22 protein-coding genes, 1 tRNA gene and 1 riboswitch are annotated in these 24,593 nt (G+C 36.7%); of the genes, 16 read left to right on the top strand and 7 right to left on the bottom strand.

Going from position 1 to position 24,593, the window contains the following annotated elements; translation table 11 throughout:
- Positions 1–51: 51 nt before the first annotated feature.
- On the top strand, positions 52–1,782 hold the full coding sequence (locus ACPF7B_RS07985; protein WP_490505284.1) for a thiamine pyrophosphate-dependent enzyme: 1,731 nt from the start codon (positions 52–54) through the stop codon (positions 1,780–1,782).
- 95 nt (positions 1,783–1,877) lie between these two features.
- Here the strand turns inward: ACPF7B_RS07985 and ACPF7B_RS07990 are convergent, their stop codons facing one another.
- Together ACPF7B_RS07990 and ACPF7B_RS07995 are read right to left on the bottom strand one after the other, a co-directional pair.
- A complete protein-coding gene (locus tag ACPF7B_RS07990; protein WP_490505285.1) occupies positions 1,878–2,234 on the bottom strand; it encodes a DMT family transporter in 357 nt (118 codons plus the stop codon).
- Complete coding sequence (locus ACPF7B_RS07995; protein WP_490505286.1) at positions 2,227–2,565, bottom strand: DMT family transporter; 339 nt, start codon at positions 2,563–2,565, stop codon at positions 2,227–2,229. The genes ACPF7B_RS07990 and ACPF7B_RS07995 overlap by 8 nt, the downstream gene beginning before the upstream one ends.
- A 291-nt stretch (positions 2,566–2,856) precedes the next feature.
- Here ACPF7B_RS07995 and ACPF7B_RS08000 point away from each other — a divergent pair.
- The 7 genes from ACPF7B_RS08000 (at position 2,857) to icd (ending at position 10,284) form a co-directional block, all read left to right on the top strand.
- Positions 2,857–2,933 (top strand) — tRNA-Met (locus tag ACPF7B_RS08000).
- A 70-nt stretch (positions 2,934–3,003) separates the two neighbouring features.
- Positions 3,004–3,480, top strand: coding sequence for a ribosome maturation factor RimP (gene rimP / locus ACPF7B_RS08005; protein ID WP_490505287.1), 477 nt, complete (start codon positions 3,004–3,006; stop codon positions 3,478–3,480).
- 23 nt (positions 3,481–3,503) lie between these two features.
- Positions 3,504–4,997 (top strand): transcription termination factor NusA, encoded by a 1,494-nt coding sequence (nusA, locus tag ACPF7B_RS08010; RefSeq protein ID WP_490505288.1) that lies wholly within the window; start codon positions 3,504–3,506, stop codon positions 4,995–4,997.
- A 50-nt stretch (positions 4,998–5,047) separates the two neighbouring features.
- Positions 5,048–7,663, top strand: a complete 2,616-nt coding sequence (gene infB, locus ACPF7B_RS08015; RefSeq protein ID WP_490505289.1) for a translation initiation factor IF-2 — start codon at positions 5,048–5,050, stop codon at positions 7,661–7,663.
- A complete protein-coding gene (gene rbfA / locus ACPF7B_RS08020; protein ID WP_490505290.1) occupies positions 7,663–8,055 on the top strand; it encodes a 30S ribosome-binding factor RbfA in 393 nt (130 codons plus the stop codon). Before infB ends, rbfA begins: the two co-directional genes overlap by 1 nt.
- Positions 8,036–8,962, top strand: coding sequence for a tRNA pseudouridine(55) synthase TruB (truB, locus tag ACPF7B_RS08025; RefSeq protein ID WP_490505291.1), 927 nt, complete (start codon positions 8,036–8,038; stop codon positions 8,960–8,962). Before rbfA ends, truB begins: the two co-directional genes overlap by 20 nt.
- A gap of 68 nt (positions 8,963–9,030) precedes the next feature.
- A complete protein-coding gene (gene icd, locus ACPF7B_RS08030) occupies positions 9,031–10,284 on the top strand; it encodes an NADP-dependent isocitrate dehydrogenase (protein WP_490505292.1) in 1,254 nt (417 codons plus the stop codon).
- A 152-nt stretch (positions 10,285–10,436) separates the two neighbouring features.
- Here icd and ACPF7B_RS08035 read toward each other — a convergent pair whose 3' ends face one another.
- Positions 10,437–10,640, bottom strand: coding sequence for a cold-shock protein (locus tag ACPF7B_RS08035; protein ID WP_094568408.1), 204 nt, complete (start codon positions 10,638–10,640; stop codon positions 10,437–10,439).
- A gap of 151 nt (positions 10,641–10,791) precedes the next feature.
- Here ACPF7B_RS08035 and folK point away from each other — a divergent pair, with 151 nt between their 5' ends.
- The 7 genes from folK (at position 10,792) to truC (ending at position 17,421) form a co-directional block, all read left to right on the top strand.
- Positions 10,792–11,277, top strand: a complete 486-nt coding sequence (folK, locus tag ACPF7B_RS08040; protein WP_490505293.1) for a 2-amino-4-hydroxy-6-hydroxymethyldihydropteridine diphosphokinase — start codon at positions 10,792–10,794, stop codon at positions 11,275–11,277.
- A 55-nt stretch (positions 11,278–11,332) separates the two neighbouring features.
- A complete protein-coding gene (rdgB, locus tag ACPF7B_RS08045) occupies positions 11,333–11,923 on the top strand; it encodes an RdgB/HAM1 family non-canonical purine NTP pyrophosphatase (RefSeq protein WP_490505294.1) in 591 nt (196 codons plus the stop codon).
- Between the two features lie 395 nt (positions 11,924–12,318).
- Positions 12,319–13,656, top strand: a complete 1,338-nt coding sequence (gene brnQ / locus ACPF7B_RS08050; RefSeq protein ID WP_490505295.1) for a branched-chain amino acid transport system II carrier protein — start codon at positions 12,319–12,321, stop codon at positions 13,654–13,656.
- 313 nt (positions 13,657–13,969) lie between these two features.
- Complete coding sequence (locus tag ACPF7B_RS08055) at positions 13,970–14,734, top strand: transporter substrate-binding domain-containing protein (protein ID WP_490505296.1); 765 nt, start codon at positions 13,970–13,972, stop codon at positions 14,732–14,734.
- A 165-nt stretch (positions 14,735–14,899) separates the two neighbouring features.
- On the top strand, positions 14,900–16,192 hold the full coding sequence (gene aroA, locus ACPF7B_RS08060) for a 3-phosphoshikimate 1-carboxyvinyltransferase (protein ID WP_490505297.1): 1,293 nt from the start codon (positions 14,900–14,902) through the stop codon (positions 16,190–16,192).
- Positions 16,193–16,209: 17 nt separating this feature from the next.
- Positions 16,210–16,662 (top strand): type II secretion system major pseudopilin GspG, encoded by a 453-nt coding sequence (gene gspG / locus ACPF7B_RS08065; protein ID WP_490505298.1) that lies wholly within the window; start codon positions 16,210–16,212, stop codon positions 16,660–16,662.
- A 6-nt stretch (positions 16,663–16,668) separates the two neighbouring features.
- On the top strand, positions 16,669–17,421 hold the full coding sequence (gene truC / locus ACPF7B_RS08070; protein ID WP_490505299.1) for a tRNA pseudouridine(65) synthase TruC: 753 nt from the start codon (positions 16,669–16,671) through the stop codon (positions 17,419–17,421).
- Between the two features lie 15 nt (positions 17,422–17,436).
- Here the strand turns inward: truC and ACPF7B_RS08075 are convergent, their stop codons facing one another.
- From ACPF7B_RS08075 to ACPF7B_RS08085, 3 genes are all read right to left on the bottom strand, one after another.
- A complete protein-coding gene (locus ACPF7B_RS08075) occupies positions 17,437–18,186 on the bottom strand; it encodes an ankyrin repeat domain-containing protein (protein WP_490505300.1) in 750 nt (249 codons plus the stop codon).
- A 718-nt stretch (positions 18,187–18,904) separates the two neighbouring features.
- Positions 18,905–20,557 (bottom strand): tetratricopeptide repeat protein, encoded by a 1,653-nt coding sequence (locus tag ACPF7B_RS08080; protein WP_490505301.1) that lies wholly within the window; start codon positions 20,555–20,557, stop codon positions 18,905–18,907.
- A gap of 178 nt (positions 20,558–20,735) precedes the next feature.
- Positions 20,736–21,950 carry an MFS transporter gene (locus tag ACPF7B_RS08085; protein WP_490505302.1) on the bottom strand — a complete coding sequence of 405 codons (1,215 nt, stop codon included), beginning with the start codon at positions 21,948–21,950 and terminating at the stop codon, positions 20,736–20,738.
- A gap of 174 nt (positions 21,951–22,124) precedes the next feature.
- Positions 22,125–22,168: riboswitch (PreQ1 riboswitch) on the top strand.
- A 4-nt stretch (positions 22,169–22,172) separates the two neighbouring features.
- Here ACPF7B_RS08085 and queF point away from each other — a divergent pair.
- Positions 22,173–22,646, top strand: coding sequence for a preQ(1) synthase (gene queF, locus ACPF7B_RS08090; protein ID WP_490505303.1), 474 nt, complete (start codon positions 22,173–22,175; stop codon positions 22,644–22,646).
- A 60-nt stretch (positions 22,647–22,706) separates the two neighbouring features.
- On the opposite strand, the gene ade is transcribed toward queF, so the two are convergent.
- A complete protein-coding gene (gene ade / locus ACPF7B_RS08095) occupies positions 22,707–24,458 on the bottom strand; it encodes an adenine deaminase (protein WP_490505304.1) in 1,752 nt (583 codons plus the stop codon).
- Positions 24,459–24,593 lie beyond the last annotated feature (135 nt).

Here is a 24,593-nt window from a genome sequence, read left to right on the forward strand (position 1 = left end):
ATTTAAAAGCCCTTTTCGAAGGGCTTCTTTTTTAAGAAAAGAGGATCATCAATGTCTCAGAAAAAAGTTGCTCAAATTGTAGTAGAAACTCTCGAAAACTTCGGCGTAAAGCGCTGCTATGGCGTGGTCGGAGACACACTTAACGAAGTTACTAATGCCATGCACTATCATACCGATATCGAATGGGTACATGTGCGCCACGAGGAAGTGGGGGGATTTGCCGCCGGCGCGGAGGCTTTTATGACAAAAAATCTTACAGCCTGTGCCGGATCTTGCGGACCTGGAAGTCTTCACTTTATTAATGGCCTTTTTGAGAGCCATCGTAATGGTTCTCCGGTCGTATTAATTGCCAGTCAACTACCAACATCTGTACTCAATACAGGATTCCCGCAAGAGGTCGATTATAAGCCAGTATATAGTGCTTGCTCCGTCTACTGCGAAACAGTCATCGATGCACAAGAGGCAAAACGGATGACCATTACCGCATGCCAAATGGCACTTGCAAAAAATGGTGTTGCTGTATTGATCCTTCCTTCCGATGTGAGTGCAACAGAAGTTCCTGATTCACCGGCAGTACAACTCTATCGCCCTCACCCTTCCTTGATTTGCCCACAAGATAGCGAAATTGAGAAAATTGCGACCATTATCAATCAGCATACCAATATAGGCATTTATGCCGGCGCAGGTTGTGAGAATGCCCATGCTGAGCTGATAGCCCTTGCAGAAAAGCTTCAGGCACCGGTCGCCCATACCTCTCGCGCCAAGGACTTTGTTGAAAAAGAAAATCCGTACAATGTTGGAATGACCGGGATGATGGGCATAAAATCAGGTTATGAAATGATTGAACATTGCGATGTACTCTTAATTTTAGGTGCTGATTTTGCATGGTCACAGTTTTACCCTAAAAATGCCAAAATCATTCAAATCGATATTGATCCAGAGAAACTAGGCTTGCGTCACCCTATTGAACTTGGTGTCGTTGGACATATTAAAGAGAGCATTACCGCGCTGCTTCCCCATCTTAATCGAAAATCAGATAATCATTTTTTACAAAAATATCGAGATCTGTATCAAAAAACAATGGCAAAACTTGATCAAAAAGCGATTGCCGGCAATCCAGAGATTATTCATCCTCAATACCTTGTCGAATTACTAAGTAAATATGCCGATAAAGACGCAATAGCTACTGCTGATGGTGGTTCTGCGACTGTTTGGTTACTACGCCATTTTGAAATCATTGGAGATCGAAGAACTTTAATCTCCCTAAAACACGGCACTATGGCGAATGCGATGCCGCAAGCGATCGGTTTACAAAAAGCATATCCTCATCGACAAGTGATCTCACTCTCCGGCGATGGTGGTTTAACAATGTTAATGGGAGATCTATTAACCCTTGTGCAAGAAAAATTGCCAATTAAAATCATTATTTTAAATAACGGCACTCTCGATTTTGTCGAATTAGAGATGAAAGCCGAAGGATTAGTGAATAATTATACAGAATTACAAAATCCAGACTTTTCAAAAGTTGCAGAATCAATAGGCATTAAAGGATTCCTTGTAACAAATTCTCATGATCTTGAAGCTACCTTAAAGACCTTCCTCGCCCATGATGGTCCTGCTATTTTAGATGTTCATACTAGTCGCTTAGAACTGATCTTTCCACCGCATACAACATCAGAAAATTACGTCAATATGGCGCTTTATGGTGCAAAATCAATGATTGGTGAAGATAGTGGCAAAAGCTTTATACGCATGTTGAAAGACAACTTTCTAAAGAAATAAAAATAAAATAGCATAGATATGAGTCATTAAATATCGATAAAAAAAGCCGTAACAGTTGAAGTTGCTGTTACGGCTTTTTAGAATTTAATACTCTATCAAAATCCATGATCTGCTAAGTTCAGTACAACAACACCAATAACAACCAATGCAAGACTTATGACTTTTTGTAAATTTAAACGCTCTTTAAAGAAAATCGCGCCTGATAATGTCATTAATACAGTGGAAAGCCCTGCCCAGACGGCATAACCAATACTCATATCAATCCGGCGCATTACAAGAGTAATAATAAAGAGAAAAAGCGCATACCCCACCACAACACCGGCTAAAAACCATTTTGAATGGCCAATTCCCAAAAATTTTAAGCTTGTAGTTGCAAAGGCACTACAAAAAATAGCAAAAACAAGCAAAACCCAAACATTAATACTATCGAAGAAAGTGATAATTTCAATCATGTTTCACCTTCTTTTGGGAATCAAGTGTCAACCCAATAACACCTAGACTAATTAATACAAACGCGAGTATCTTGATCGATGAAAGATGAGCATCAAAAAAGATGATATCGATAATTGATATTGCAACCATTCCTATCGCTGTCCAAAGTGCATAGGCAATTGATATTTGTACTCGGGCGATACACGCAACAAACGCGAGAAATCCAAACCCATAAAAGACAAACATTAAAATGGAGGGAATAACTTCCGTAAACCCATTCGATAATTTCATGCAGACTGTTCCTAAAACTTCCAAACAGATCGCAATAGCCATTAAAAATCCTGCCGGCATAATTCCTTCTCTCGATCTTTACACTTTATTGATATGCAGACATTCTACACACTTTTGAAATTTTATTATGATCTAATTGATCTAATAGAGGCTTTTGGTAAACCATCTAAATCGACAATTGATAGCATATATTACATAACATTTTAAAAAATTAGATCTTTTTGGGAATTGAGTAAAATCTCACAAATCGTCTATCAACGTGTATCTGTCTTTGAAAATCAGTTTAGAAAAATTAATTTAAAATAATATTTGCTTTTATCCGAAATATATATATAATTGTTCCTTCATTGACGCGGGGTGGAGCAGTCTGGTAGCTCGTCGGGCTCATAACCCGAAGGTCGTTGGTTCAAATCCAGCCCCCGCAACCAAATATAATAATAAAAGCCCGTTTTTAAACGGGCTTTTTGCTTATTTAAATTTTTATGGAATTCTACCAATATGCGTAAAGATCCTTACAACCTTACTGAACTCCTCTCACCTTCGATCGAAGCGTTGGGATATCAGTTATGGGGAATTGAATTTCATCCCAATACAAAAAATGCCATTTTACGTATCTATATTGATAAAGCCGATGGTATCGGGATTGAAGATTGTGAAATTGTTAGTGGCCAAGTAGCAGGTCTTCTTGATGTCCATGATCCTATTTCCATGCATTACACCTTAGAGGTCTCTTCACCAGGTTTAGATCGATATTTTTTTAGTCCTGAGCAGTTTTCACAATATAGAGATCAATTAATTGCTTTCCAATTACGCTCGGCTATTAATAACCGCCGCCGCTTCCAAGGAAAAGTATTAGATGTCACCGAAACAGATCTTCATATTTCAATGAGACTCGAGAATGATCAATTCTCAGAAGAACCTGTTGTTGTCCCATTATCCAATATTGACCGAGCACAACTCGTGATCGACTTTTAATTTTTATAAAAGAGAGTTCTTAAATGAATAATAAAGAAATACTGCTCGTCGCGGAAACGGTATCCAATGAAAAAGGTATCTCGCGAGATGAAATTTTCGCAGCGTTAGAGTTTGCTTTAGCAGCGGCTGCACGCAGAACTTATACTATTGATGTGGATCTTCGTATTGAAATTGATAAAGCTGATGGATCATATCGTACATTCCGTCGTTGGATGGTTGTCGATGATAATCTACCAAAAGAAGAGCAAATTCCAACACGTCAACTAACCTTATCTGCTGCTCAAATTGATGATCCAGAGATTCAAATAGGGGATTTTATCGAAGAAGAGATTGAGAATATCCCATTTGCACGAATCGGTGCTCAAACCGCAAAACAAATTATTTTTCAAAAGATTCGCGAAGCTGAAAGAATGCAGATGGCTCGCCGTTATGAAAATCGTGTTGGTGAATTAATGCGTGGAACAATTAAACGTATTGATCGTGGAAATTTTTACGTGGATATTGGTGATAATGATGAAGCATTTTTACCAAAAGAGAATATGATTCCCCGTGAATCACTTCGTATTGGTAACCAAGTTCGTGCCGTCCTCGAAGAGATTAGTATGGATAATCCTCGTGGACCACAAGTTGTACTTTCACGCAGAAGTGATGCACTTATCAAAGCTTTATTTGAAATCGAAGTACCAGAAATTAATCAAGGTTCGATTGAAATTATCGCAGCAAGTCGCGATCCCGGCAGTCGTGCAAAAATTGCAGTCAAAACACATGATCAGCGCATCGACCCTGTTGGAGCATGTGTTGGTATGCGTGGTTCTCGTGTTCAAAACATCACTAAAGAACTCGCCGGTGAACGTGTTGATATCGTCCTTTGGGATGAAAATCCTGTACAGTTTGTCATTAATGCGATGTCTCCTGCTGAAGTAATGTCAGTAGTTGTAGATGAAGATCGTCATATGATGGACATCGCCGTAAGCCAAGATAAATTATCTCAGGCAATTGGACGCGGTGGACAAAACGTGCGTTTAGCTTCTAACCTTACAGGATGGGAGTTAAATGTTATGGGCAGCGAAGAAGCCCAACAGAAATATGAAAAAGAGTCAGGACGAATTCTTGATCTCTTTATGGAAGCCTTGAACGTTGATGAAGAAGTTGCTGAAATTTTGATTCGTGAAGGTTTCTCTACAATTGAAGAAGTTGCCTATGTTCCTGTCTTTGAGATGCTTGAAATTGAGGAGTTTGATGAAGATATTGTTGAAGCTCTTCGCGATGCTGCTCTTGAAGCCTTGAATAGTAAAAAAGAGCTTCTTCAAAAACTTGGCGAATCAGCACCTACGCCTGAACTTATAGCAATACTTGATGATAATGAGTTGCTTGCAATTACCCTTGCAAAGAGTAATATCCGTACATTAGATGACTTAGCAGAGTTATCAACGGATGAGCTTTGTGAACTTGTCGATATTGATGAGGAAGATGCAAGCAAATATATTATGGCAGCAAGACAGAGCTGGTTTGAATAATATGAACAGATAAAATAACCGTTAGATATTTGTCTACATGGAAGATAAGAATGAGTGAAAAAGATAAAGCAAAGAGCCCATCAAAAATTACGTTAAAACGAAAAACCCATACAGAACTCAAAGTGGAAACCGCACCAGGTCAAGCACGTACAGTTCCTGTTGAAGTTCGTCGTAAGCGTACTTATGTGAAACAAAAGAGTGAAGAGAATGTTGTAACACCAGAAGTGCAAAATCTTGAGGTTGCAGCGGAACCAACTGCTACGAATGTAGAGGCTGTCGCTCAAACAAAACCAACAGACGCTCTTCCGGTAGATAAAACTTCTCCTGATACGGATACATCAATCGTTCAAGAAAAGGCCTCATCTAAATCTGAAAAAGAATCCTCAAAAAATTCCAAAGCAGAGAAAGAGGCTGAACGTAAAGCAAAACAAGACGCAAAACGCTTAGAAACTGAACGTTTACAACAAGAACGCCAATTAGCGGCTAAAGAACGAGCTGAACGCGAGCTTGAAGAGAAAAAAGAAGCTGAAAAAACCAAAAAAGAACAACGTGAAAAAGCGCAACAAGAAGAGATTGCGCGTTTAACGAAAATGGCTTCAGCAATTGAAAAACCTGTCTCTAAAGTAGCGATCCAATTCCAAACAACAGAGGAAGAAGTAACAGAAGTACCTGCTGTTGAAGAGGAAGAGAAAGTTATTGTTAAGGCTGTAAAACGGTCCCCTAAACTTGATGAAGATAAGGTGGATAATAAGAAAACTCGTAAGTCAAGCTCTCGTAGACGCGGACGTGACGATGATGATCGTGCTGAGATTTCGTTGAAGCGTGAAAATAAAAAAGGTAATCGTCGTCAAACAAAACGTAATCAACCTCAACAACAACATGGTTTCCAACTTCCAACAGCAACAAAACAAGTTGAAGTAGAATTAGGTGAAACTATTAGTGTGGCCGATCTTGCCCACAAAATGGCTGTAAAAGCAGCTGAGGTTATCAAGGTATTGATGAATCTTGGTTCAATGGTCACCATTAACCAATTGCTCGATCGAGAAACTGCGGCAATAGTTATTGAAGAAATGGGTAATACTTATCGATTTGTCAGCGAAAACCCACTAGAAGAAGAATTAATCGCTTCAATTGAACAAGGTGGTGCAGATCTTCTAAAACCAAGACCACCAGTTGTAACAATTATGGGTCACGTTGACCATGGTAAAACATCACTTCTTGACTATATTCGAAAAGAACATGTTGCTAGTGGTGAAGCAGGTGGCATTACACAGCATATAGGTGCATATCACGTCAAAACAGATAAAGGTGTTATTACATTCCTCGATACTCCAGGCCATAGTGCATTCGCTGCAATGCGTGCTCGTGGCGCAAAAGTAACGGATATTGTTATACTCGTAATTGCCGCTGATGATGGAATCATGCCACAAACAATTGAAGGTATTCAGCATGCGAAAGCGTCTGAAACTCCAGTAATTGTTGCTGTAACCAAAATCGATAAGCCTACTGCAGATAAGGATCGTATTATGTCCGAATTGACACAATACGGCATTGTTTCTGAAGAATGGGGTGGTGATAATCTCTTTGCTTATGTATCATCAAAAACAGGGGAAGGTATTGATCATCTTCTTGATCAAATTCTTGTACAAGCAGAAGTATTAGAACTAAAAGCAATCTCTGAAGGACCTGCTCGTGGTTCTGTTATTGAATCAAAACTTGATCGTGGACGTGGTCCTGTGGCATCAATTCTTGTACAGTCAGGAAATCTTAAAAAAGGAGATATCTTACTTGCCGGTTATGAATATGGTCGTGTAAGAGCCTTAATTGATGAAAATGGTCAACCCGTTGAAAGTGCATCACCATCGATCCCAGTAGAAGTTATTGGCCTTTCTGGCGTACCAAATGCGGGTGATGAAGTGATGGTAGTCCCCGATGAGCGTAAAGCACGTGAAATTGCACTATTCCGTCAAGGTAAATTTAGAGAAATCAAATTAGCAAGACAACACAAATCAAAACTTGAAAATCTCTTTAGTTCATTGGGCGAAGATGAAAATAAACGTCTCAATATCGTTTTAAAAGCAGATGTTCAAGGGTCTGTTGAAGCATTAATTAATGCCTTAGAAGAACTCTCTAATGATGAAGTGACTGTTAAGGTCATTGCAAGTGGTGTTGGTGGTATCACTGAATCAGATGCAAACCTTGCCGTCTCTTCGGATGCTTTAGTCGTTGGATTTAATGTTCGTGCGGACAATACTGCTCGTAAAATTATTGAAGATGAAGGTCTATCTCTCTACTATTACAGCGTTATCTACGATGTAATCGATGAAGTGAAAAAAGCATTAATCGGAAAACTTGCGCCGCAATTTAGAGAAGAAATTATTGGTATCGCAGAAGTTCGTGATGTATTTAAATCTCCCAAAATTGGTGCTATTGCTGGTTGTATGGTGACTGAGGGAATTATTAAACGAAATAACCCGATCCGTGTACTTCGTGATAATATTGTGATCTATGAGGGTGAACTCGAATCACTTCGTCGCTTTAAAGATGACGTTAACGAGGTTCGTGCGGGGATTGAATGTGGTATCGGTGTAAAGAACTATAATGATGTTCGTACCGGTGACCAGATCGAAGTATTTGAAACTGTTGAAGTAGAACGCAAACTATAATGAGTAATAATTCACGTTTAAAACGTATTAATGAGCAGCTCCGTCAGGAGCTATCATTGCTTATTCGCAAAGATATGAGCGACCCCCGAGCTATGATGGTGTCAATTACACTTGTCGAAACTGTTCGAGACTTTTCTCAAGCGAAAGTTTATGTCACTTATTTAGGGCCAGAAGAAGAGCGAAGCGAAATTATCGCCCTTCTCCATGAATATGGACCTGAATTTCGGCGCCAATTGGGGAAAATCCTCAGAATTCGGACAATTCCTCGTTTTCACTTTATCTATGATGACCTCTTAGAGAAAAGTAATGCGATTACATCATTGATTACAGAGGCAATTCGCTCCGATGAGATGAAAGCAGAGAACCGTACCGATGACACAGAAAAAGAGTAAACATAAACGCCGTCAACTTGACGGCATTTTGCTTTTTGATAAACCAAAAGGCATTACAAGCAATCATGCATTGCAGCGAATAAAACGAATTTTCAACGCAGATAAAGCCGGCCATAGTGGAACTTTAGACCCGATGGCGACCGGAATGTTACCTATCTGTTTTGGAGAGGCCACAAAATTTGCAGGTCAACTTCTTGATAACCGTAAAACCTACCAATTTACCTGTAAATTGGGTGAAAAAACATCTACTGGTGATGACGAAGGGGATATTGTCGAAATGGCACATCCTCCACAAAATCTAACGCCTGAACGCTTAATAGCTATTTTTAAACAGTTCTCTGGTGAAATTTTACAAGTTCCACCAATGGTCTCCGCCCTTCATCATAATGGTGAGCGTCTCTATGAACTAGCAAGAAAAGGTATCGAAGTGGAGCGTAAAGCTCGTTCAATCACTATATATTCTCTTAAATTAGATGCTATTGATAAATATAGTTTTACTGCAACCGTTACCTGTTCTAAAGGTACTTATATTCGCGTTTTAGCAGAAGATATCGCACTTAAACTTGATACATTTGGCCATTTAATCATGCTCAGACGCCAATCGATTGATCCTTTTACTGATCATCAAATGATAACTATTGAGATGTTAGATAATTGCGATGGTAATTTTGAAAAACTCGATCAATTTCTATTACCGATAGATAGTGCACTAATCAATCTCCCAACCCTTACATTTAATCAAGAAGAAGCAATAAGAATTCTTCACGGACAGAGAATCCATGTCGAAATACCTCTCAAAAACAATGAACAATATCGGTTGTATGATGAGCAAGATAATTTTTTAGGCATTGGTATACCTAATACATCAACTTCTATCGGTCCTAAACGTATCATTCAACGAAATTAGGGCTATAATGAATTTTATCTAATATTTTTTTAATATTTTAATTACATACTAAATGGAGGTTTAGCTTTATGAGTTATAAACATATCATAGTTCCTGCTGGGGAAAAAATCACCCTCAATCAGGATTTTTCACTCAACGTCCCTAACAATCCAATCATTCCTTTTGTAGAAGGGGATGCTGTTGGAGCAGAGATTACTCCAGTAATGCAAAAAGTCGTTAATGCTGCTGTTGAAAAAGCTTATTCCGGTACAAAAAAAATTGCATGGATGGAAGTCTACGCTGGAGAAAAATCTACAAAAGTATATGGTGAAAATGAGTGGCTTCCAAAAGAGACTTTAGAAGCTTTAGAAGAGTATATTGTCTCTATCAAAGGACCTTTAACAACGCCGGTAGGGGGAGGAATTCGTTCTTTAAATGTGACAATACGTCAAACACTTGACCTTTATCTCTGCATGCGTCCTGTCCAATATTTTCAAGGCGTGCCTTCACCTGTAAAAGAGCCTGAAAAAGTAGATATGGTTATTTTCCGTGAAAACTCTGAAGATATCTATGCGGGTATTGAGTGGGAAGCAGGTTCACCAGAAGCTAAACGTGTGATTGATTTCCTTCAAAATGAGATGAATGTCAATAAAATTCGTTTTCCAAAAACATCGGGCATTGGTATAAAACCTGTTTCAGAAGAAGGTACTAAACGCCTTGTCCGTAAAGCAATTCAATATGCTATTGACAATGATAAGCCTAATGTGACATTAGTTCATAAAGGCAATATTATGAAATTCACTGAAGGGGGATTCCGTGATTGGGGATATGAGTTAGCTCGTGAAGAATTTGGCGCAACATTGATTGGTAATGGGCCTTGGTGTGAATTTAAAAATCCTAAAACAGGAAAAATGATCACCATTAAAGATAGTATTGCCGATGCTTTCTTGCAGCGCATACTTTTCGAACCGGAAAAATATAGTGTCGTTGCAACATTAAATCTTAATGGCGACTATATTTCGGATGCATTAGCTGCTCAAGTTGGGGGAATTGGTATTGCTCCAGGAGCAAACCTCTCTGATTCTATTGCTATTTTTGAAGCAACTCACGGGACTGCTCCCGACATTGCAGGTAAAAATTTAGTGAATCCAGGATCATTGATTCTCTCAGCAGAAATGATGCTACGTCATCTAGGTTGGACTGAAGCAGCAGATTTAGTCATCAAAGCATTAAATGGAGCTATTTCATCGAAGAAAGTGACTTCTGACTTTGCCAAAATGATGACAGATGCAACTGAAGTCTCTACAAGTGAATTTGGTGATATTATGATTGAAAATATGTAAGCCATAAAAGTTAACAAAGAAAAAGCCGCTAAAATTAATTAGCGGCTTTTTTTGTGTCCGGTGTTTTTGTTCTAGAGGTTACTAATTAAATGCATAACTAACAATTCAAACGAACAAACTAAATGACCTGACTCTCTTACTTAAATACTATATTAAGCAGGTTTACAAACAGTTGTTTGAAGACCACGATCACTCTCTTTCGCTTCAAACTCAACTTTTTGACCTTCTGCTAAAGTACGAAAGCCATCTCCTTGGATTGTAGAGAAATGTACGAATACATCTGCACCACCGTCATCAGGAGTGATAAAACCGAATCCTTTAGATTCATTGAACCATTTTACAGTTCCAATACGCATAAAAAACCTCAAAAATAAAACTTATATGATCAAAAATCATATTTAAAAAAAGAAACTGTCTATCGATTAATCTGCTAGACAGACTCTAACATTAAGCGTAAATTCTTCTAAATGCAAGATATTTATTTTATTTATTTTTTTAAAGGGTTATATGAACATTGCATATCTTTCATTGGGCTCAAATCTTAATAATCCCAAAAATCAAATTTTATCAGCTATTGAAGAGATAAAAAACTTCTCAAACATTATATTAGAGAAACAATCATCACTCTACAAAACACCACCCGTTGGACCCAAACAACCTGATTTTATTAATGCTGCACTTGAAATCACAACATCACTCTCCCCATACGAGCTCTTATCTGCCATACAATTAATAGAACAAGCACATCATCGAGAAAGAATAATACATTGGGGCCCGCGGACGTTAGATATTGATATTTTACTTTATGGAAATCAAACTATTCAGACTGAACAACTAACCATACCGCATCCTTTTATGAATCAACGTGCATTTGTATTAATTCCTCTTTTAGAAATTGCTCCTAATCTTCAGACAATTCAGAACGAATATTTAATAGATATACTCAAAAAAATTCCCGAAGAAGATAAATGCAATATTTGTAAGCTCAGTTAATTAAATTTTTATCACGATATATTTCCCCTTTTATAACAAGAATACATGATAACTTATGAAAAAAATTCTTATTGCTAGCAATAATGCTGGAAAAATTGCCGAATTTCAGGCTTTATTTACCCCTTTATCAATCAAAATCATTTCATTAAAAGATGCAGGAATTACCTCTGATCCCGAAGAAACAGGATTCACATTTATTGAAAATGCGCTTATTAAAGCTCGTAATGCTGCCAAAATTAGCGGATTACCTACTCTTGCCGATGATTCGGGACTTGTTGTCCCTAAACTTAATGGTGAGCCTGGAATCTATTCTGCTCGTTACAGCGGATCAGGAAATGATATTGCTAATAACCAAAAGTTACTCGAAAAAATGAAACATCTGCAACAAGAAGAACGAGCAGCTTACTTTAAAACGGTAATTGTTCTCCTTCGACATGCAACAGATCCGGTCCCTTTTATTACTGAAGGAGAGGTTCATGGTTTAATTACCGAAAAAATAGAAGGAAATCAAGGTTTTGGATATGATCCTCTTTTTTACTATCCTCCTGAAAATAAAACATTTGGTGAACTTTCAAGTGTAGAAAAAAATAAAATTTCTCATAGAGCTATTGCAATGAAAATGTTGTTAGAAAAAATAAAACAATAAATTCAATTATTTATTATGCTTATACACAGAATTTTATAAATTGATAAGGATAAGTTATTCGCAAAAATGTGGATAACTTATGGATAACTCCTTTGTTTTTTATCGACAATTTAATGCAGATATTTATACAAGGACTTTTCAACAAGAAAAAATAAGCTTAAGATAAGTTATTCACTAATTTTTACCCAAAACTGTGGATAACTTCGACTGCTCATCATCATCTATTCTTTATAAAAGAGATGATATTAATAAAAAAAACAAGATTTATTACAGTGATAAGCAGGTTTTGGCTGATATAAAAACAAAATTAATTAAAAATTAAAATGTATCAGTCACATTCATCAATATGTTTAATCCATTACGAATACATTTAATGTATTTATAGAGAGTTTTTTATGTCAAAAAGAACGTTATTTATCGGATTTATGTTATTTGCACTCTTTTTTGGTGCAGGTAACTTAATATTCCCCCCTACAGTCGGGCAATTAAGTGGTACTAATTTTATGCCTGCAATTATTGGTTTTATTGTGACTGGTGTAGGTCTTCCACTCGTAGGGATTATTGCAGGTTCTTTTTCCGCTGAAGGTTTTCGCTCTGAAGCAAGAAGAGTCCATCCTATTTTCGCTGTTCTCTTCATGGTAATTATTTATCTGACGATTGGACCTTTCTTCGCAATTCCTAGAACTGCAATGGTCTCTTACGAAATGGCAGTTCTTCCATTCCTTCCCGGAGGAATTGAGACGTTTACCTCAAAAATAATCTTTTCTGTTATCTACTTTGCATTAACTTTTTATCTTGCGTTAAATCCATCAAAACTTGTTGAACGTGTTGGTAAGATATTGACACCACTACTTTTGATTACGATCGTTTTATTAATCATTCGCTCTTTCTTTTTGTTGAATGATCCTATTACAGTGGTAAGTCCGCAATTTATGAAAGATCCATTCCTTGTCGGTTTCTCAGAAGGTTACCAAACGATGGATACAATTGCGGCTGTTGCATTCTCAATCATCGTTCTCAATGCCGTAAAAGCAACAGGCTTAACAGAACAAAAATCAATTTTTAAACAAGCTGTTATCGCGGCTATCATTGCGGGAATTGGTCTTGGATTAGTCTATATATCGCTTGCTTGGATTGGAAATAACTACCCATTAACACCGGAAGAGATGAAAGGTGGTAATATGGGAACATCAATCCTTACTGGCGTTGCACGTTTAACCTATGGGGAAGCAGGAAGAACACTACTTAGTTTAATCGTTACATTGGCATGCTTAACAACCGCTATTGGACTAATTGTTGCCGTAAGTAGTTATTTCCATGAGTTATTTAACAAAATATCTTACCAAGTTTATGCTGTTATTTTTACCCTCATCAGCTTTGTATTAGCAAGCCAAGGATTAAATAGCATTATTATGGGTGCTGTTCCAATTCTTTTGATTATCTATCCCATCACTATTGTTTTAATTGTGGTGATATTTATCGACCGTCTATTAAAAGGAATTCCAAATCTTGCTTATCAATTACCGATTTATGTAACGTTGATTATCAGTGCATTATCAGTACTATTAGGTTATATCGGTGATTCCACCTTTAAGATTCAATTAACAGCATTGCTTGATTATCTCCCTTTTCAAGGAAGTACGATGGGATGGTTTATTCCAGCACTTATCGCATTAGTTATTGGATTAGTTATTGGTTATCTTTTCCGTTTACCAAGACGCATGGCTAAATAACAGTCTAAAAAGGTAAAAAAGACCTCCAAATTGAGAGGTCTTTTTTTGAAGTTGGATAATTATCCGCACAAAAAAGGTAGAAATCTGTGGATAACTTTAAGATAAAAGTATTCCTAAATTATGCAAAGACTGATCCATAGATTTGTCTAGAGAGATATTCACAAGAAAAAATAGGTTTAACTCTTGGTAAAATCAGGAAAATTTATAAGATCTGTGGATAACTCTGTTTACTTATCATCATCTTTATTTTATAAAGACTTGAATAATATAATAAGTCACAAGAAATTTAATTACCTTCACTAGGAGCACTAAAATGTTAAAAAAATTATTAATAGGAAGTTCATTGCTATTGGCCTCACAAGTTATGGCACAAGATATTTTAAAAATTGGAATTGAAGGCTCGTATCCTCCTTTTAGTTATATTTCTGAAAATCAAACAATGGAAGGTTTTGAGCCCGATCTTGCTAAACTTTTTTGTGAAAAGATGAATCAACAATGTGAAATTGTTCAGGTAGACTTTGATGCCTTAATTCCTTCATTGAATACAAAACGTATTGATGCAATTCTTGCATCAATGTCTATTACCGACACTCGTAAAAAAGCAGTTAATTTCAGTAACAAGTATTATCAAACGCCTGCACGCTTTGTTTTTCCAAAAGGAAAAGAGATCGATGTTTCTGCTGAAGGATTAAAAGGCAAGCGTATAGGTGTTCAAAGTGGCACAATTCATGAAATTTATATGAATGATAATTATAAACGTACGGCTGATGTACGGAGTTATCGCAATCTTGACGAAGCAATGATGGATCTTGAAACTGGTCGTATTGATCTTGTTTTTGCGGATGTTGTAGCACTTGATACGGGATATTTACAAAAAGGTTATGATGAACGTGTAGAATTTATCGGACCTGATTTCTTCGATGAGAAATGGTTTGGTGAAGGTGTTGGTGTTGGTATTCGAAAAGGAGACAATGAGCTTGTTGAAAAATTTAATGAAGCAATCAAAGCCTCTCGTGAAGATGGTTCATATCAAGAAGTGGAAGCAAAATACTTTGATTATGATGTTTATGGAAAATAATGATTGTTAGATTGATCTTTTCCTAAGCGAAGCTGATAGATTGTTTTCTATCAGCTTTTTTCATTGATGAAAGCATGAATGAATTGATGAATTAGTGGTATGATAAAATCAATTTATAATGGATAACTATCCTATTTGTCTAAAAATAATCGGAATATCAACATAATGGAAAAGCTCTTTTTACCAAAGATTGCAGCAGCGCAAGGTTCTGTAACGATTCCTGGATCGAAGAGTATCTCTAATCGAATTTTACTGTTGGCAGCTTTAACAGAAGGTAAAACAGTGATTGAAAATTTGCTTAGAAGTGATGATACCGATCGAATGTTAAAAGCTTTAGAAATCTTAGGAATCACTGTACGCCTGACTAATTCAGAAACTCGTACATTTGAAGTTATTGGATCTAAATCGGGCTTTCCAAATAAGAAAGCGAATCTATTTTTAGGAAATGCGGGGACTGCTTTTCGCTCATTAACAGCCGCTCTTGCGATGAATGAGGGAGACTATCAGCTTCGAGGAATTGCTCGAATGCATGAAAGGCCCATTAAAGATCTCGTCGATGCGCTATGTCAATTGGGCTTTCAAGTGAATTATCTTGAAAAAGAGGGTTACCCACCGCTTCAGATTTTGCCGGGAAAATTGGATGCTGAAAAGATTACAATTAAAGGAAATGTATCGAGCCAATATTTAACAGCACTTTTAATGTCTCTCCCACATCTTCAGCAAGCAGTCAAAATTGACGTTGATGGCGTTTTAATCTCCAAGCCATACATTGAGATCACTTTAAATTTACTTGCGAATTTTGGCGTGAATATTGCTCATGAGTCATATCAATCCTTTCAGATTCCTCAGAATACACAATTTACCTCTCCAGGAACTTTCTATGTCGAAGGTGATGCATCAAGTGCCTCATATTATCTTGCATTAGGCGCGATATGTGGTCCTTTAACAGTTAAAGGTGTCGGGAAAAATTCGATTCAAGGTGATATTCGTTTTGTTGATGCCCTCGTCAAAATGGGTGCAGACGTTATTATGCATGAGAATGAAATAATCGTTTCTAAGCCCAAAGATGGGCAAATAAAGGCAATAGATCTTGATTGTAACCACATTCCAGATGCGGCAATGACTTTAGCTATTTTAGCTGTTTTTGGCGATCAGAAGAGTACTCTTCGTAATATTGGTAGTTGGCGTGTTAAAGAGACCGATCGAATTCATGCCATGGCAACAGAGTTACAAAAATTAGGAGTAAAGGTAGAAGAAGGTGATGATTATCTTGTTATATATCCACAAGAGAACCTTAATGAAGGTGTTGAGATAGAAACATATGACGATCATCGTATTGCGATGTGTTTTTCGCTCCTTTCAGCAAAAGTTCCCCTCACTATTTTGGATCCTCAATGTGTGGATAAAACATTCCCTAACTATTTTGAATTATTTCAAAAAGTTACATTATCAAAATAGATTCGGACGTTATATTTATGTTTAAATATCCCTTTAAAACACTCTATCGTCAAGGTTTTTCATTAATTGAATGGATGATTATGACGGTCATCATTGCGATATTAATCGCGATGTTTTCTCAGAGTGTTTTAGGAATAAATGATGAATCAAAAGTTATTCGAGCACACCAAAATTTACGTTCGATTCAGGGTGCTTTGAGTATTTTCCGTGAAGATTTCGCTCGTTATCCTACCAATGAGGAAGGTTTACAGATTTTAGTAGAGAATCCGGGAAGTAAGTTGTGGCAAGGTCCATATATTCAAGAGGAGATTCTCACAGATCCTTGGGGAATTCCTTACTATTATGAGCTCGCACCTTCACAATATTTAGTTATTACGCTTGGGCAAGATCAGATACGTGGCGGCAAAGTGTTAGATCAAGATATTGTTTATCGGCGCGATCTACACCCTCAATCATTTGATACACAATAGAGTTTTATGTCTTTTCATCCTCCTTTAGAAATACTCTATCAAGATGATGCTATTGTAGCGGTTAATAAACCTTCAGGTTGGTTTGTCCATCGCTCTTTGTTGGATCCTAAAGTAACCGATATTGTTCTACAACATCTCCGCGATCAAGTAGGGAAATATCTCTACCCTATTCACCGTTTGGATCGACCTACGTCTGGTGTTCTGCTTTTTGCATTTTCAGCTGAATCGGCGCGTATTTTATCGAAACAATGGATGGAAAATAGCGTCCAAAAAAGTTATGTCGCGATTGTACGTGGTTACTTAAAAGAAACAGGTACGATTGATGAAGCTTTAACGGTTATTTTAGATAAAGTTGCTGATCGTGGTGTCACAGGAAAAGAGGCTCAAGAAGCTATTTCTCATTATCGTAATTTAGCGACGGTAGAATTAAACTTATCCACAGGTAAATACCCAACATCCCGTTACTCTTTAGTGGAGTTAAATCCGGAAACAGGACGTAAACATCAGTTACGACGACATATGAATCATATTTCACACCCCATTGTTGGCGATACAACATATGGTGATTTACGGCATAATAAGCTCTTTTTGAAAGAATTTAAAAGTAATCGATTACTATTGCATGCTGCAAAGATCCGTTTTTATCACCCTATAACAGAAGAGGCACTACAAATTGTAGCACCTCTTGATAACCTGTGGATAACTCTGTTAATAGCATTAGGATGGGAATCGGCAGTGAACCTATATTTTAATGTTTAACAGATATTTTTTTAATTAATTGCAAGAAGCAGTTCCTGTTCGATGATTAATCGCCCCATTTTCAATCAGTAATTTAACGATACGATCATTTCCTCGTTCACACGCAAATGTAAGGGCATCTTGATCATATCCTGGGTGATTAACATCCTGTTCTGTCGTAACACGATTGGGATCAGCACCAAGCTCTAAAAGATAGGAAACAATGTCGTAACGGTCATTACTTGCAGCAACAATTAGCATTGTTTCACCTTGTGCATCATGTTCTTGATCATTAATATCAATATCATCTTTTAACAATTGATAAAGTTTTTTGAAAATATTGACATTTTTACCAAGCGCGGCAGATTTTAAAGAATAAGAAACATCCCCTCGATCTGTCGCCCAAAGATCAGCATTTTGAGAGAGAAGATAATCAACTATATCTTCATAACCGATGAAAGCTGCCCATCCCAATGCTGTTTGACCTAAGCTAGCTTCATCTTTGACTTCTATATTTTGTCCCGCTTCAACCATTTTTTTTACGGCTGCTAAATTACCTTGTTTTACAGCATCAAACCATGCTGCATTTTCTCCTTCAGAAGGTTTTTCATAAAATATACGCCAAGCTAATCGATCAGGATTTGCAATTTCGATCATCTCTTCATAATCTAATTTAAATTTTTGATATTTATCAGGATTATTTTCATTAAGAATGGTGTTTTGAGCAAATGAAAAACTCGAAAATAAAAACATTGATAGGACTATTTTTTTTAATATCTTAACCATAATTTTTTCCTTTAATAATAGGTAGGAATACTCTCTCGAAGATAAAAGAGACGAAGAATAGTAAAAATAAATGCTAAAACGATGAGTAAAAAAGTTACAAAAGTAATATTTTTATAACTGTCATTACTGATATAGAGGTCACCTATAAACGTTTCTAATACTGTTCCTAAATCGGGAGATGCTAAAAATAGACATAGATGAATTTAGGTTCTTTTGGCTACTGAAACTGTGATCATACAGTGATTTCTATTAATTTTTCATTCCAACAAAAAAAATAATAAAAATCAATGATATATTTGTTTTTTTGAACTGTAATCAATCAACAAGTAAGGAGTAATCCTGAAATAAAAGTGCTGGAATGAGAGATATCTTGGTCAATTAATGAGTTTCAGTTATAGAAAGTAGTCTTTGATATACTAAATGTTACTTTTTGCTAACGTTATAGGATTTCTTAATAAAAACTTAATTAATGCTATTCTAAGCTTTTATGCTTACTTTTCCCTCAATAATAAGTGACCTAATAATGGCATGCTTTCTGTAAATATCAGTAACTTTTAGGACTATTTTGCGATCGTTTACATAGAATTATTACAAATTATAGAGCATTCCAAATCTATAATTTTCTGAATAAAATATAAAAAAATATTATTAAAAGGGGATAAAAAAGCTGCTAAAAAGCACTTAGCAGCTTCTATCTTTTGTATTTTTTTAATGAAAATTACTCATTGTTCTCTTCTGGAGAAATCGCATTAAGGATCCCATCGAAAATGCCTTTAATGTTGTCTTCGAGTTTTTGAGTCACTTTTTCGATACGTTCTTCTTTATTTTTAATAATTAACTCTAAGCGATTAGCATCATCACAGCCATCTGTATCACCCATAATGCATGCCTTGCTATACCAAGCTTGTGCATCTTCAATATCTTTATCCACATACTCACCATGTTCATACATGAAACCAACGTTATAAGCAGAAGCAGCATTGCCTAATTCTGCACTTCGTTTATATAGGTTAAAGGATTCACGATAGTTTTGAGGCACACCTAAACCCTGATCATATACGGCAGCAAGATAGAAAAGAGCTTCTGCATTATCACTATTACGTAATTTTTCAAGATATGCTCGTCCTTGGATATAACCGACATTATCTTCGGCATTCTCTAGATATATTTTTCCAAGATAGAAAGTTGCATTCTCATCACCTTGTGCATCGGCTTTTTGAAGTATATCAACCGCTTGTTTAAGTGTTTGGTCATTATCATCATTTAAATATTCAAGATAGAAGAGATAGCCGATTAAAAATAGACTTTCAGCATCATTATTTTCTTTTATATTTGTGAGCAATGTTTCACTATTGTCTCGAAGGAATTGAGCTGCTTGTTCATTATCAGCATTCAAAATACTATCACTCGTGAGTTCTAATGGCTCAACAGGTTCAACTGTCCCGATTACTGCTTCATAAAGTGATTGTAAGCTTGAGTCGTTTTTAGGAGATGTTGCCCGTGTAGATTCTGCTTTTGGGGTATTTTTAGCATCAATACGTTCACTGACAATTTCGGTTGAGATACAGGCATCGGAATCACCCATATCACATGCTTTTTGATACCACTTCAAGGCTTCTTCATTACTTTGATCTACATATTCACCGTGATCATACATATACCCAACATTGAATGTGGACGGAACATGGCCAAGATCTGCAGCCTTTTTAAAGAGTGTAAAGGATTCTTTATAATCTTGTGGAACACCTTCACCACTGTCAAATTGTACGGCGCGGCTAAAAATAGCTTCAGGATAATTCGTTAAAAGTGGATCAGAGTAGTGTTCAAAGGATTTTTCATAATCTTGATCAACACCATTGCCGTAGTAGTAGAGTTCGCCTAGTGAATAAATCGCATCTTTAGAACCAAGTTCTTGTGCTTTTTCGTAGAGGACTTTGGCATTTTTATAAGCATCTTCATTATATGTCCAATCTTCATCACCGGTAACTTCATTGAGAAGTCCCAATAGATAGATTGAATCGGAATCATTATTTTTAGCACCTTCAAGAAGAGTCCCGACGGCATTAGTAAGCTTTTGTAACTGTTTTCTAGCGGGGAGTTCTTTCAGAAGTCCAATATCTATAATTTTGTCATTTGCAGTTGCGAGCTTATCGGAATATTGATTAGTCAATTTTGAAATAACATCCTCATATGAGGGGTAGTTTGCTTCCTGTTCGCTATTTTTCGCTGATGTTTCAACCTTTTCATCTGCATGATTTAAGGTAATATCAATATATTCTTCTAAGGGTGAAAGACTCTGCGCCATTGTAGGAACCAAAAGTGCGGAGAGTGTTATAGAAAGGAAAAGTTTTTTTGGGAGATTTTTCAACATGTTAAATAACTCCTAATTGATCGCTGTTTAATATCTAAAATAATTCAACAGCAAGAAATGATTTGAATCTGATTTTTAAAAATCAAATAGTGGAATTACTAGTATAAAGGGAAAAAAGAAGGGACTACATATATTTTTAGTCCCTTTATTATAAGAATCAATATTTAGTACAAATTGATTAGTCTAAAATTTTCCCTTTTGTTTCAGGAATTAAGAAGATAAAGGCAAGTGCCGATAAGAGATAAACTCCTGAAATTAGTCCAAGAGCATAGCTAATGTCATGTTTCATAGCTAAAGTTCCGATGATAAAAGGTGCAAAACCAGCAACACCTCGACCAACATTAAAGATAATATTTTGCGCCGAAGAACGAGCTTCCGTTGGGTAATGTTCGGAAAGTAGAGCACCATAGCCACCCATCATCCCATTAACAAAGAATCCTAAAACCGCCCCTAAAAACATTAAAACGTAGTAATTTGATTGTTGGAAATAGATCCAAACAAAAGCTGCGCTCACTAAAAGAAAGAAAATATAGGTAGGACGACGACCGATTTTATCGGATGTTGCTCCAAATGTGAGTGTTCCAATAACCATCCCAATTGTTGTAATAATCGTCCAGAAAAATGTTCCTGAAAGGGTAAATTGATGCTCTTTAGCAAGCATTGTTGGCATCCAAACCATAATTCCGTGGAATCCAAAGTTTTGAACACTTGTTGCGATAATTAATCCGATAGTCGTAAGTGTTGTACGAGGATTTTTAAAGAGCGGTTTTATAGAAATTTTATTACGATTTTCACGTTTTACTTGTAACCAAATTTCGGGTTCTTGAAGGTTTCGGCGCGTCCACCAGACTAAAAGTGCTGGAAGAGCGCCAATGATAAACATGCCATGCCATCCAATGTAGGGTGAAAGTAATCCAACCAGAGCTGCTAAGACAATTCCTATTTGGAAACCGATTGCGACAATAGCAGTTGCGCGTGAACGTTTATTTGCAGGCCATGTTTCTGCCACTAATGTCATTCCAATCCCAAATTCTCCCCCTAATCCTAAGCCGGCAATAAAGCGAAAGATTGTGAACATCTCAGCGGATGTTGATATTGCTGCAAGTCCCGTAAAGAGTGAAAATAGGAGGATTGTCCAATTAAAAACACGAACCCGTCCATATTTATCTGCAAGCATCCCAAAAAATATGCCCCCAATGACTGTTCCGATTAAAGTAATTGTTTGAATCATCCCACCTTCGGCATCTGTTAAATCAAATTCTGCTTTTATAAGTATCAGCGCAAAAGCAAGAATCATAATATCAAGACCATCCATTGCATAACCTAATGTTGCTGCAAGAAGTGTCTTTTTATCTCCTTTTTCAATTGTAGAGGCGTGATTATTCACTGTCATCTGGAATCCTTTTATGAACATTATGGGGAAAATTGGGGGGTATTTAAACGCAAAATATTATAGCAAGGGGAATATTTTTGAGCATTTTTAATTCTCAATTGCTTATTTAAATAGAGATATAAAAAATGTGTTTCCTTAAAGTTTTAACTACAATATTGATTCGCAGTAATTGCTATCACTGTGGTTCGCAATCTCCCACAATAAAAAACTAAGGAAATTATTATGAGTTCAGATAAGAAAGCACAATTAGAAAACTTAACATTACTTGGTAATCAAGCGACAATTTATCCAACTGATTATTCACCAAACGTTCTTGAAACATTTAAAAATGGCCATCAAGAACGTGAGTATTTAGTGAATTTTCATTGCCCTGAGTTTACAACACTCTGCCCAATGACGAATCAACCAGACTTTGCCAAAATATATATCTCTTATGTTCCAACGATAGAGATGGTGGAGAGTAAGTCATTAAAGCTCTATCTTTTTAGTTTCCGAAATCACGGTTCATTCCACGAAGATTGCGTTAACATCATTATGAATGATCTTATTAAATTAATGGATCCGCTCTATATTGAAGTTCGTGGTGAGTTTACCCCAAGAGGCGGAATTTCCATTCATCCATATGCCAATTATGGAAAAGTAGGAACTAAGTGGCAAGAGATCGCAACACAGCGATTGGCAAATTTTCAGTTTTAAATTTATTTGTGATATTAAAAAAACCGAGAACTCTTTCTCGGCTTTTGATGTTTTAATGAATTATTCCTTGATCGAAACATCAATTAATTTAAATTGTTTCACATGAAACAATCCGTTAGATGTTAATTTCAATTCCGGAATTACCGGCAATGTCATAAAGACAAGCGTCATTAGAGGATGGAATGTATTTGGTAGCGAAAAATGTTGTCGGGCTGTTTGAATAAGATGTTCAATAATTTCAGCCACTTTTTCTGCCGTTTGATTTGTCATTAAACCACCAATTGGTAATGGTAAATTCGCTAAGACTTCTCCTTTTTGAACAAGCGAAAAACCGCCGCCAATTTTCTCTATATCTTTTACTGCTGTAAGCATATCGGTATCGTTATCGCCAACAACGACAATATTGTGTGAGTCATGGGCAACCGAAACAGCAATAGCGCCATTTTTAAGTCCATAACCCGCTAATATTCCTAGGCCTATTTTTCCTGAAGCATGGTGACGTTCAATTACTGCGAGCTTATTGAGATTGAGAGAGCTATTTTTTTGCGGATCAAAATATCCTTTAGAATCTCGTATTACATCAATAATCAAATCTTTAGTCACAACACTCTTGGGAATAATTCCAATTGCATGGACTTTATCGGAAGAGAGCTTTAAAGCAAAGTTATCCACAGTAATAGGCGCAATATTAATGGTGTTAAGCACATCTTCTGAATGATATTCAGGAAGATCAATTAACATTTTTCCATTTCGAGCAACTTCATTTCCCTTGGTAAAAACATGTAACGGCATAAATTCTTTAAGGTTATTCACAATGAGTAGATCTGCATCTTTTCCCGGGGTAATTGCGCCTTTAGATTTAAGACCAAAACATTCTGCTCCGTTGAGCGTTGCCATTGTTACAGCAAGAAGCGGATCAACTCCATATTCAACCGCTAAACGAAGGCTTTTATTGATATGGCCAGTTTTGAGAATATCATCGGGTTCACGGTCATCCGTACAAAAGACACAACGTCGTGCATTAGCAGGTGTTACAGCAGGCAGAAGATTTAAAAGATCTTTACATGTAGATCCTTCTCTTAGCAAAATATATTGTCCCATTGCTAGTCGAGTGAGCATCCCTTCAGTATCGCTACATTCATGATCTGTCATAACACCAGAAGCAATATAGGCTGTGAGTTCTAGTCCTTTAACACCGGGGCTGTGACCATCAATAACACGCTGATGTTTTTTAGCCATCAGAAGTTTATTTATCATTTTATTTTCGTGATTAATAACACTAGGATAATCCATAACCTCCCCAAGTCCTAAAATTCCTTCATCAGTAAAAAGCGGTTCTAAATCCTCCGCTTCTAAAATTGCTCCAGCGGATTCAAATAGCGTAGCGGGAACACAAGATGGTAATTGAATTTTAATATTCAGTGGCAAATCTCGGCTTGCATCGAGCATATATTGAATACCTTTAACACCACACACATTTCCAATTTCATGAGGATCAGCAATAATCGTTGTGGTTCCAAAAGGAAGAATTGTTCTGGCAAATTGTGCCGGCGTAAGCGAAGAGGATTCTATATGCACATGACCGTCAATCAGCCCCGGCATAACAATTCCACCATTAGCATCTAATCTCTCTTTGGTCTCATATTCATGACCAACGCCAACAATTTTGCCATCGCCAATTGCGACGGGGCCATCCATTAATGTCTGATTATAAACATCAACAACTTTACAGTTAGTGATGAGAAGATCGACAGGAGTTCGACCGGCTGCCATATCGATAAGATTGTTTAATTCCGCTTTGGTCTGATGCATTGTGGTTCCTCAATCATACTTAGGATTCTATGGATACTTTCAATATAGATTTTACTCAATAGTAGTAGGCGTAAATATTGCTAACCGTTTACTATATTGTCAGATTTTTTATTGGAGGAAAAATCATTTCTACAA

It is taken from the genome of Ignatzschineria sp. 22MB058224, assembly GCF_058188435.1.

Bases quoted from the DNA above. Each gene is read 5' to 3' on its own strand.
- ade (WP_490505304.1), bottom strand. From the start codon at position 24,458: ATGCATCAGACCAAAGCGGAATTAAACAATCTTATCGATATGGCAGCC.
- ACPF7B_RS08055 (WP_490505296.1), top strand. From the start codon at position 13,970: ATGTTAAAAAAATTATTAATAGGAAGTTCATTGCTATTGGCCTCACAA.
- rdgB (WP_490505294.1), top strand. From the start codon at position 11,333: ATGAAAAAAATTCTTATTGCTAGCAATAATGCTGGAAAAATTGCCGAA.
- folK (WP_490505293.1), top strand. From the start codon at position 10,792: ATGAACATTGCATATCTTTCATTGGGCTCAAATCTTAATAATCCCAAA.
- ACPF7B_RS07995 (WP_490505286.1), bottom strand. From the start codon at position 2,565: ATGCCGGCAGGATTTTTAATGGCTATTGCGATCTGTTTGGAAGTTTTA.
- ACPF7B_RS07985 (WP_490505284.1), top strand. From the start codon at position 52: ATGTCTCAGAAAAAAGTTGCTCAAATTGTAGTAGAAACTCTCGAAAAC.
- nusA (WP_490505288.1), top strand. From the start codon at position 3,504: ATGAATAATAAAGAAATACTGCTCGTCGCGGAAACGGTATCCAATGAA.
- rimP (WP_490505287.1), top strand. From the start codon at position 3,004: ATGCGTAAAGATCCTTACAACCTTACTGAACTCCTCTCACCTTCGATC.
- gspG (WP_490505298.1), top strand. From the start codon at position 16,210: ATGTTTAAATATCCCTTTAAAACACTCTATCGTCAAGGTTTTTCATTA.
- ACPF7B_RS08080 (WP_490505301.1), bottom strand. From the start codon at position 20,557: ATGTTGAAAAATCTCCCAAAAAAACTTTTCCTTTCTATAACACTCTCC.
- aroA (WP_490505297.1), top strand. From the start codon at position 14,900: ATGGAAAAGCTCTTTTTACCAAAGATTGCAGCAGCGCAAGGTTCTGTA.
- rbfA (WP_490505290.1), top strand. From the start codon at position 7,663: ATGAGTAATAATTCACGTTTAAAACGTATTAATGAGCAGCTCCGTCAG.
- truB (WP_490505291.1), top strand. From the start codon at position 8,036: ATGACACAGAAAAAGAGTAAACATAAACGCCGTCAACTTGACGGCATT.
- truC (WP_490505299.1), top strand. From the start codon at position 16,669: ATGTCTTTTCATCCTCCTTTAGAAATACTCTATCAAGATGATGCTATT.
- infB (WP_490505289.1), top strand. From the start codon at position 5,048: ATGAGTGAAAAAGATAAAGCAAAGAGCCCATCAAAAATTACGTTAAAA.
- icd (WP_490505292.1), top strand. From the start codon at position 9,031: ATGAGTTATAAACATATCATAGTTCCTGCTGGGGAAAAAATCACCCTC.
- brnQ (WP_490505295.1), top strand. From the start codon at position 12,319: ATGTCAAAAAGAACGTTATTTATCGGATTTATGTTATTTGCACTCTTT.
- ACPF7B_RS07990 (WP_490505285.1), bottom strand. From the start codon at position 2,234: ATGATTGAAATTATCACTTTCTTCGATAGTATTAATGTTTGGGTTTTG.
- ACPF7B_RS08075 (WP_490505300.1), bottom strand. From the start codon at position 18,186: ATGGTTAAGATATTAAAAAAAATAGTCCTATCAATGTTTTTATTTTCG.
- queF (WP_490505303.1), top strand. From the start codon at position 22,173: ATGAGTTCAGATAAGAAAGCACAATTAGAAAACTTAACATTACTTGGT.
- ACPF7B_RS08085 (WP_490505302.1), bottom strand. From the start codon at position 21,950: ATGACAGTGAATAATCACGCCTCTACAATTGAAAAAGGAGATAAAAAG.
- ACPF7B_RS08035 (WP_094568408.1), bottom strand. From the start codon at position 10,640: ATGCGTATTGGAACTGTAAAATGGTTCAATGAATCTAAAGGATTCGGT.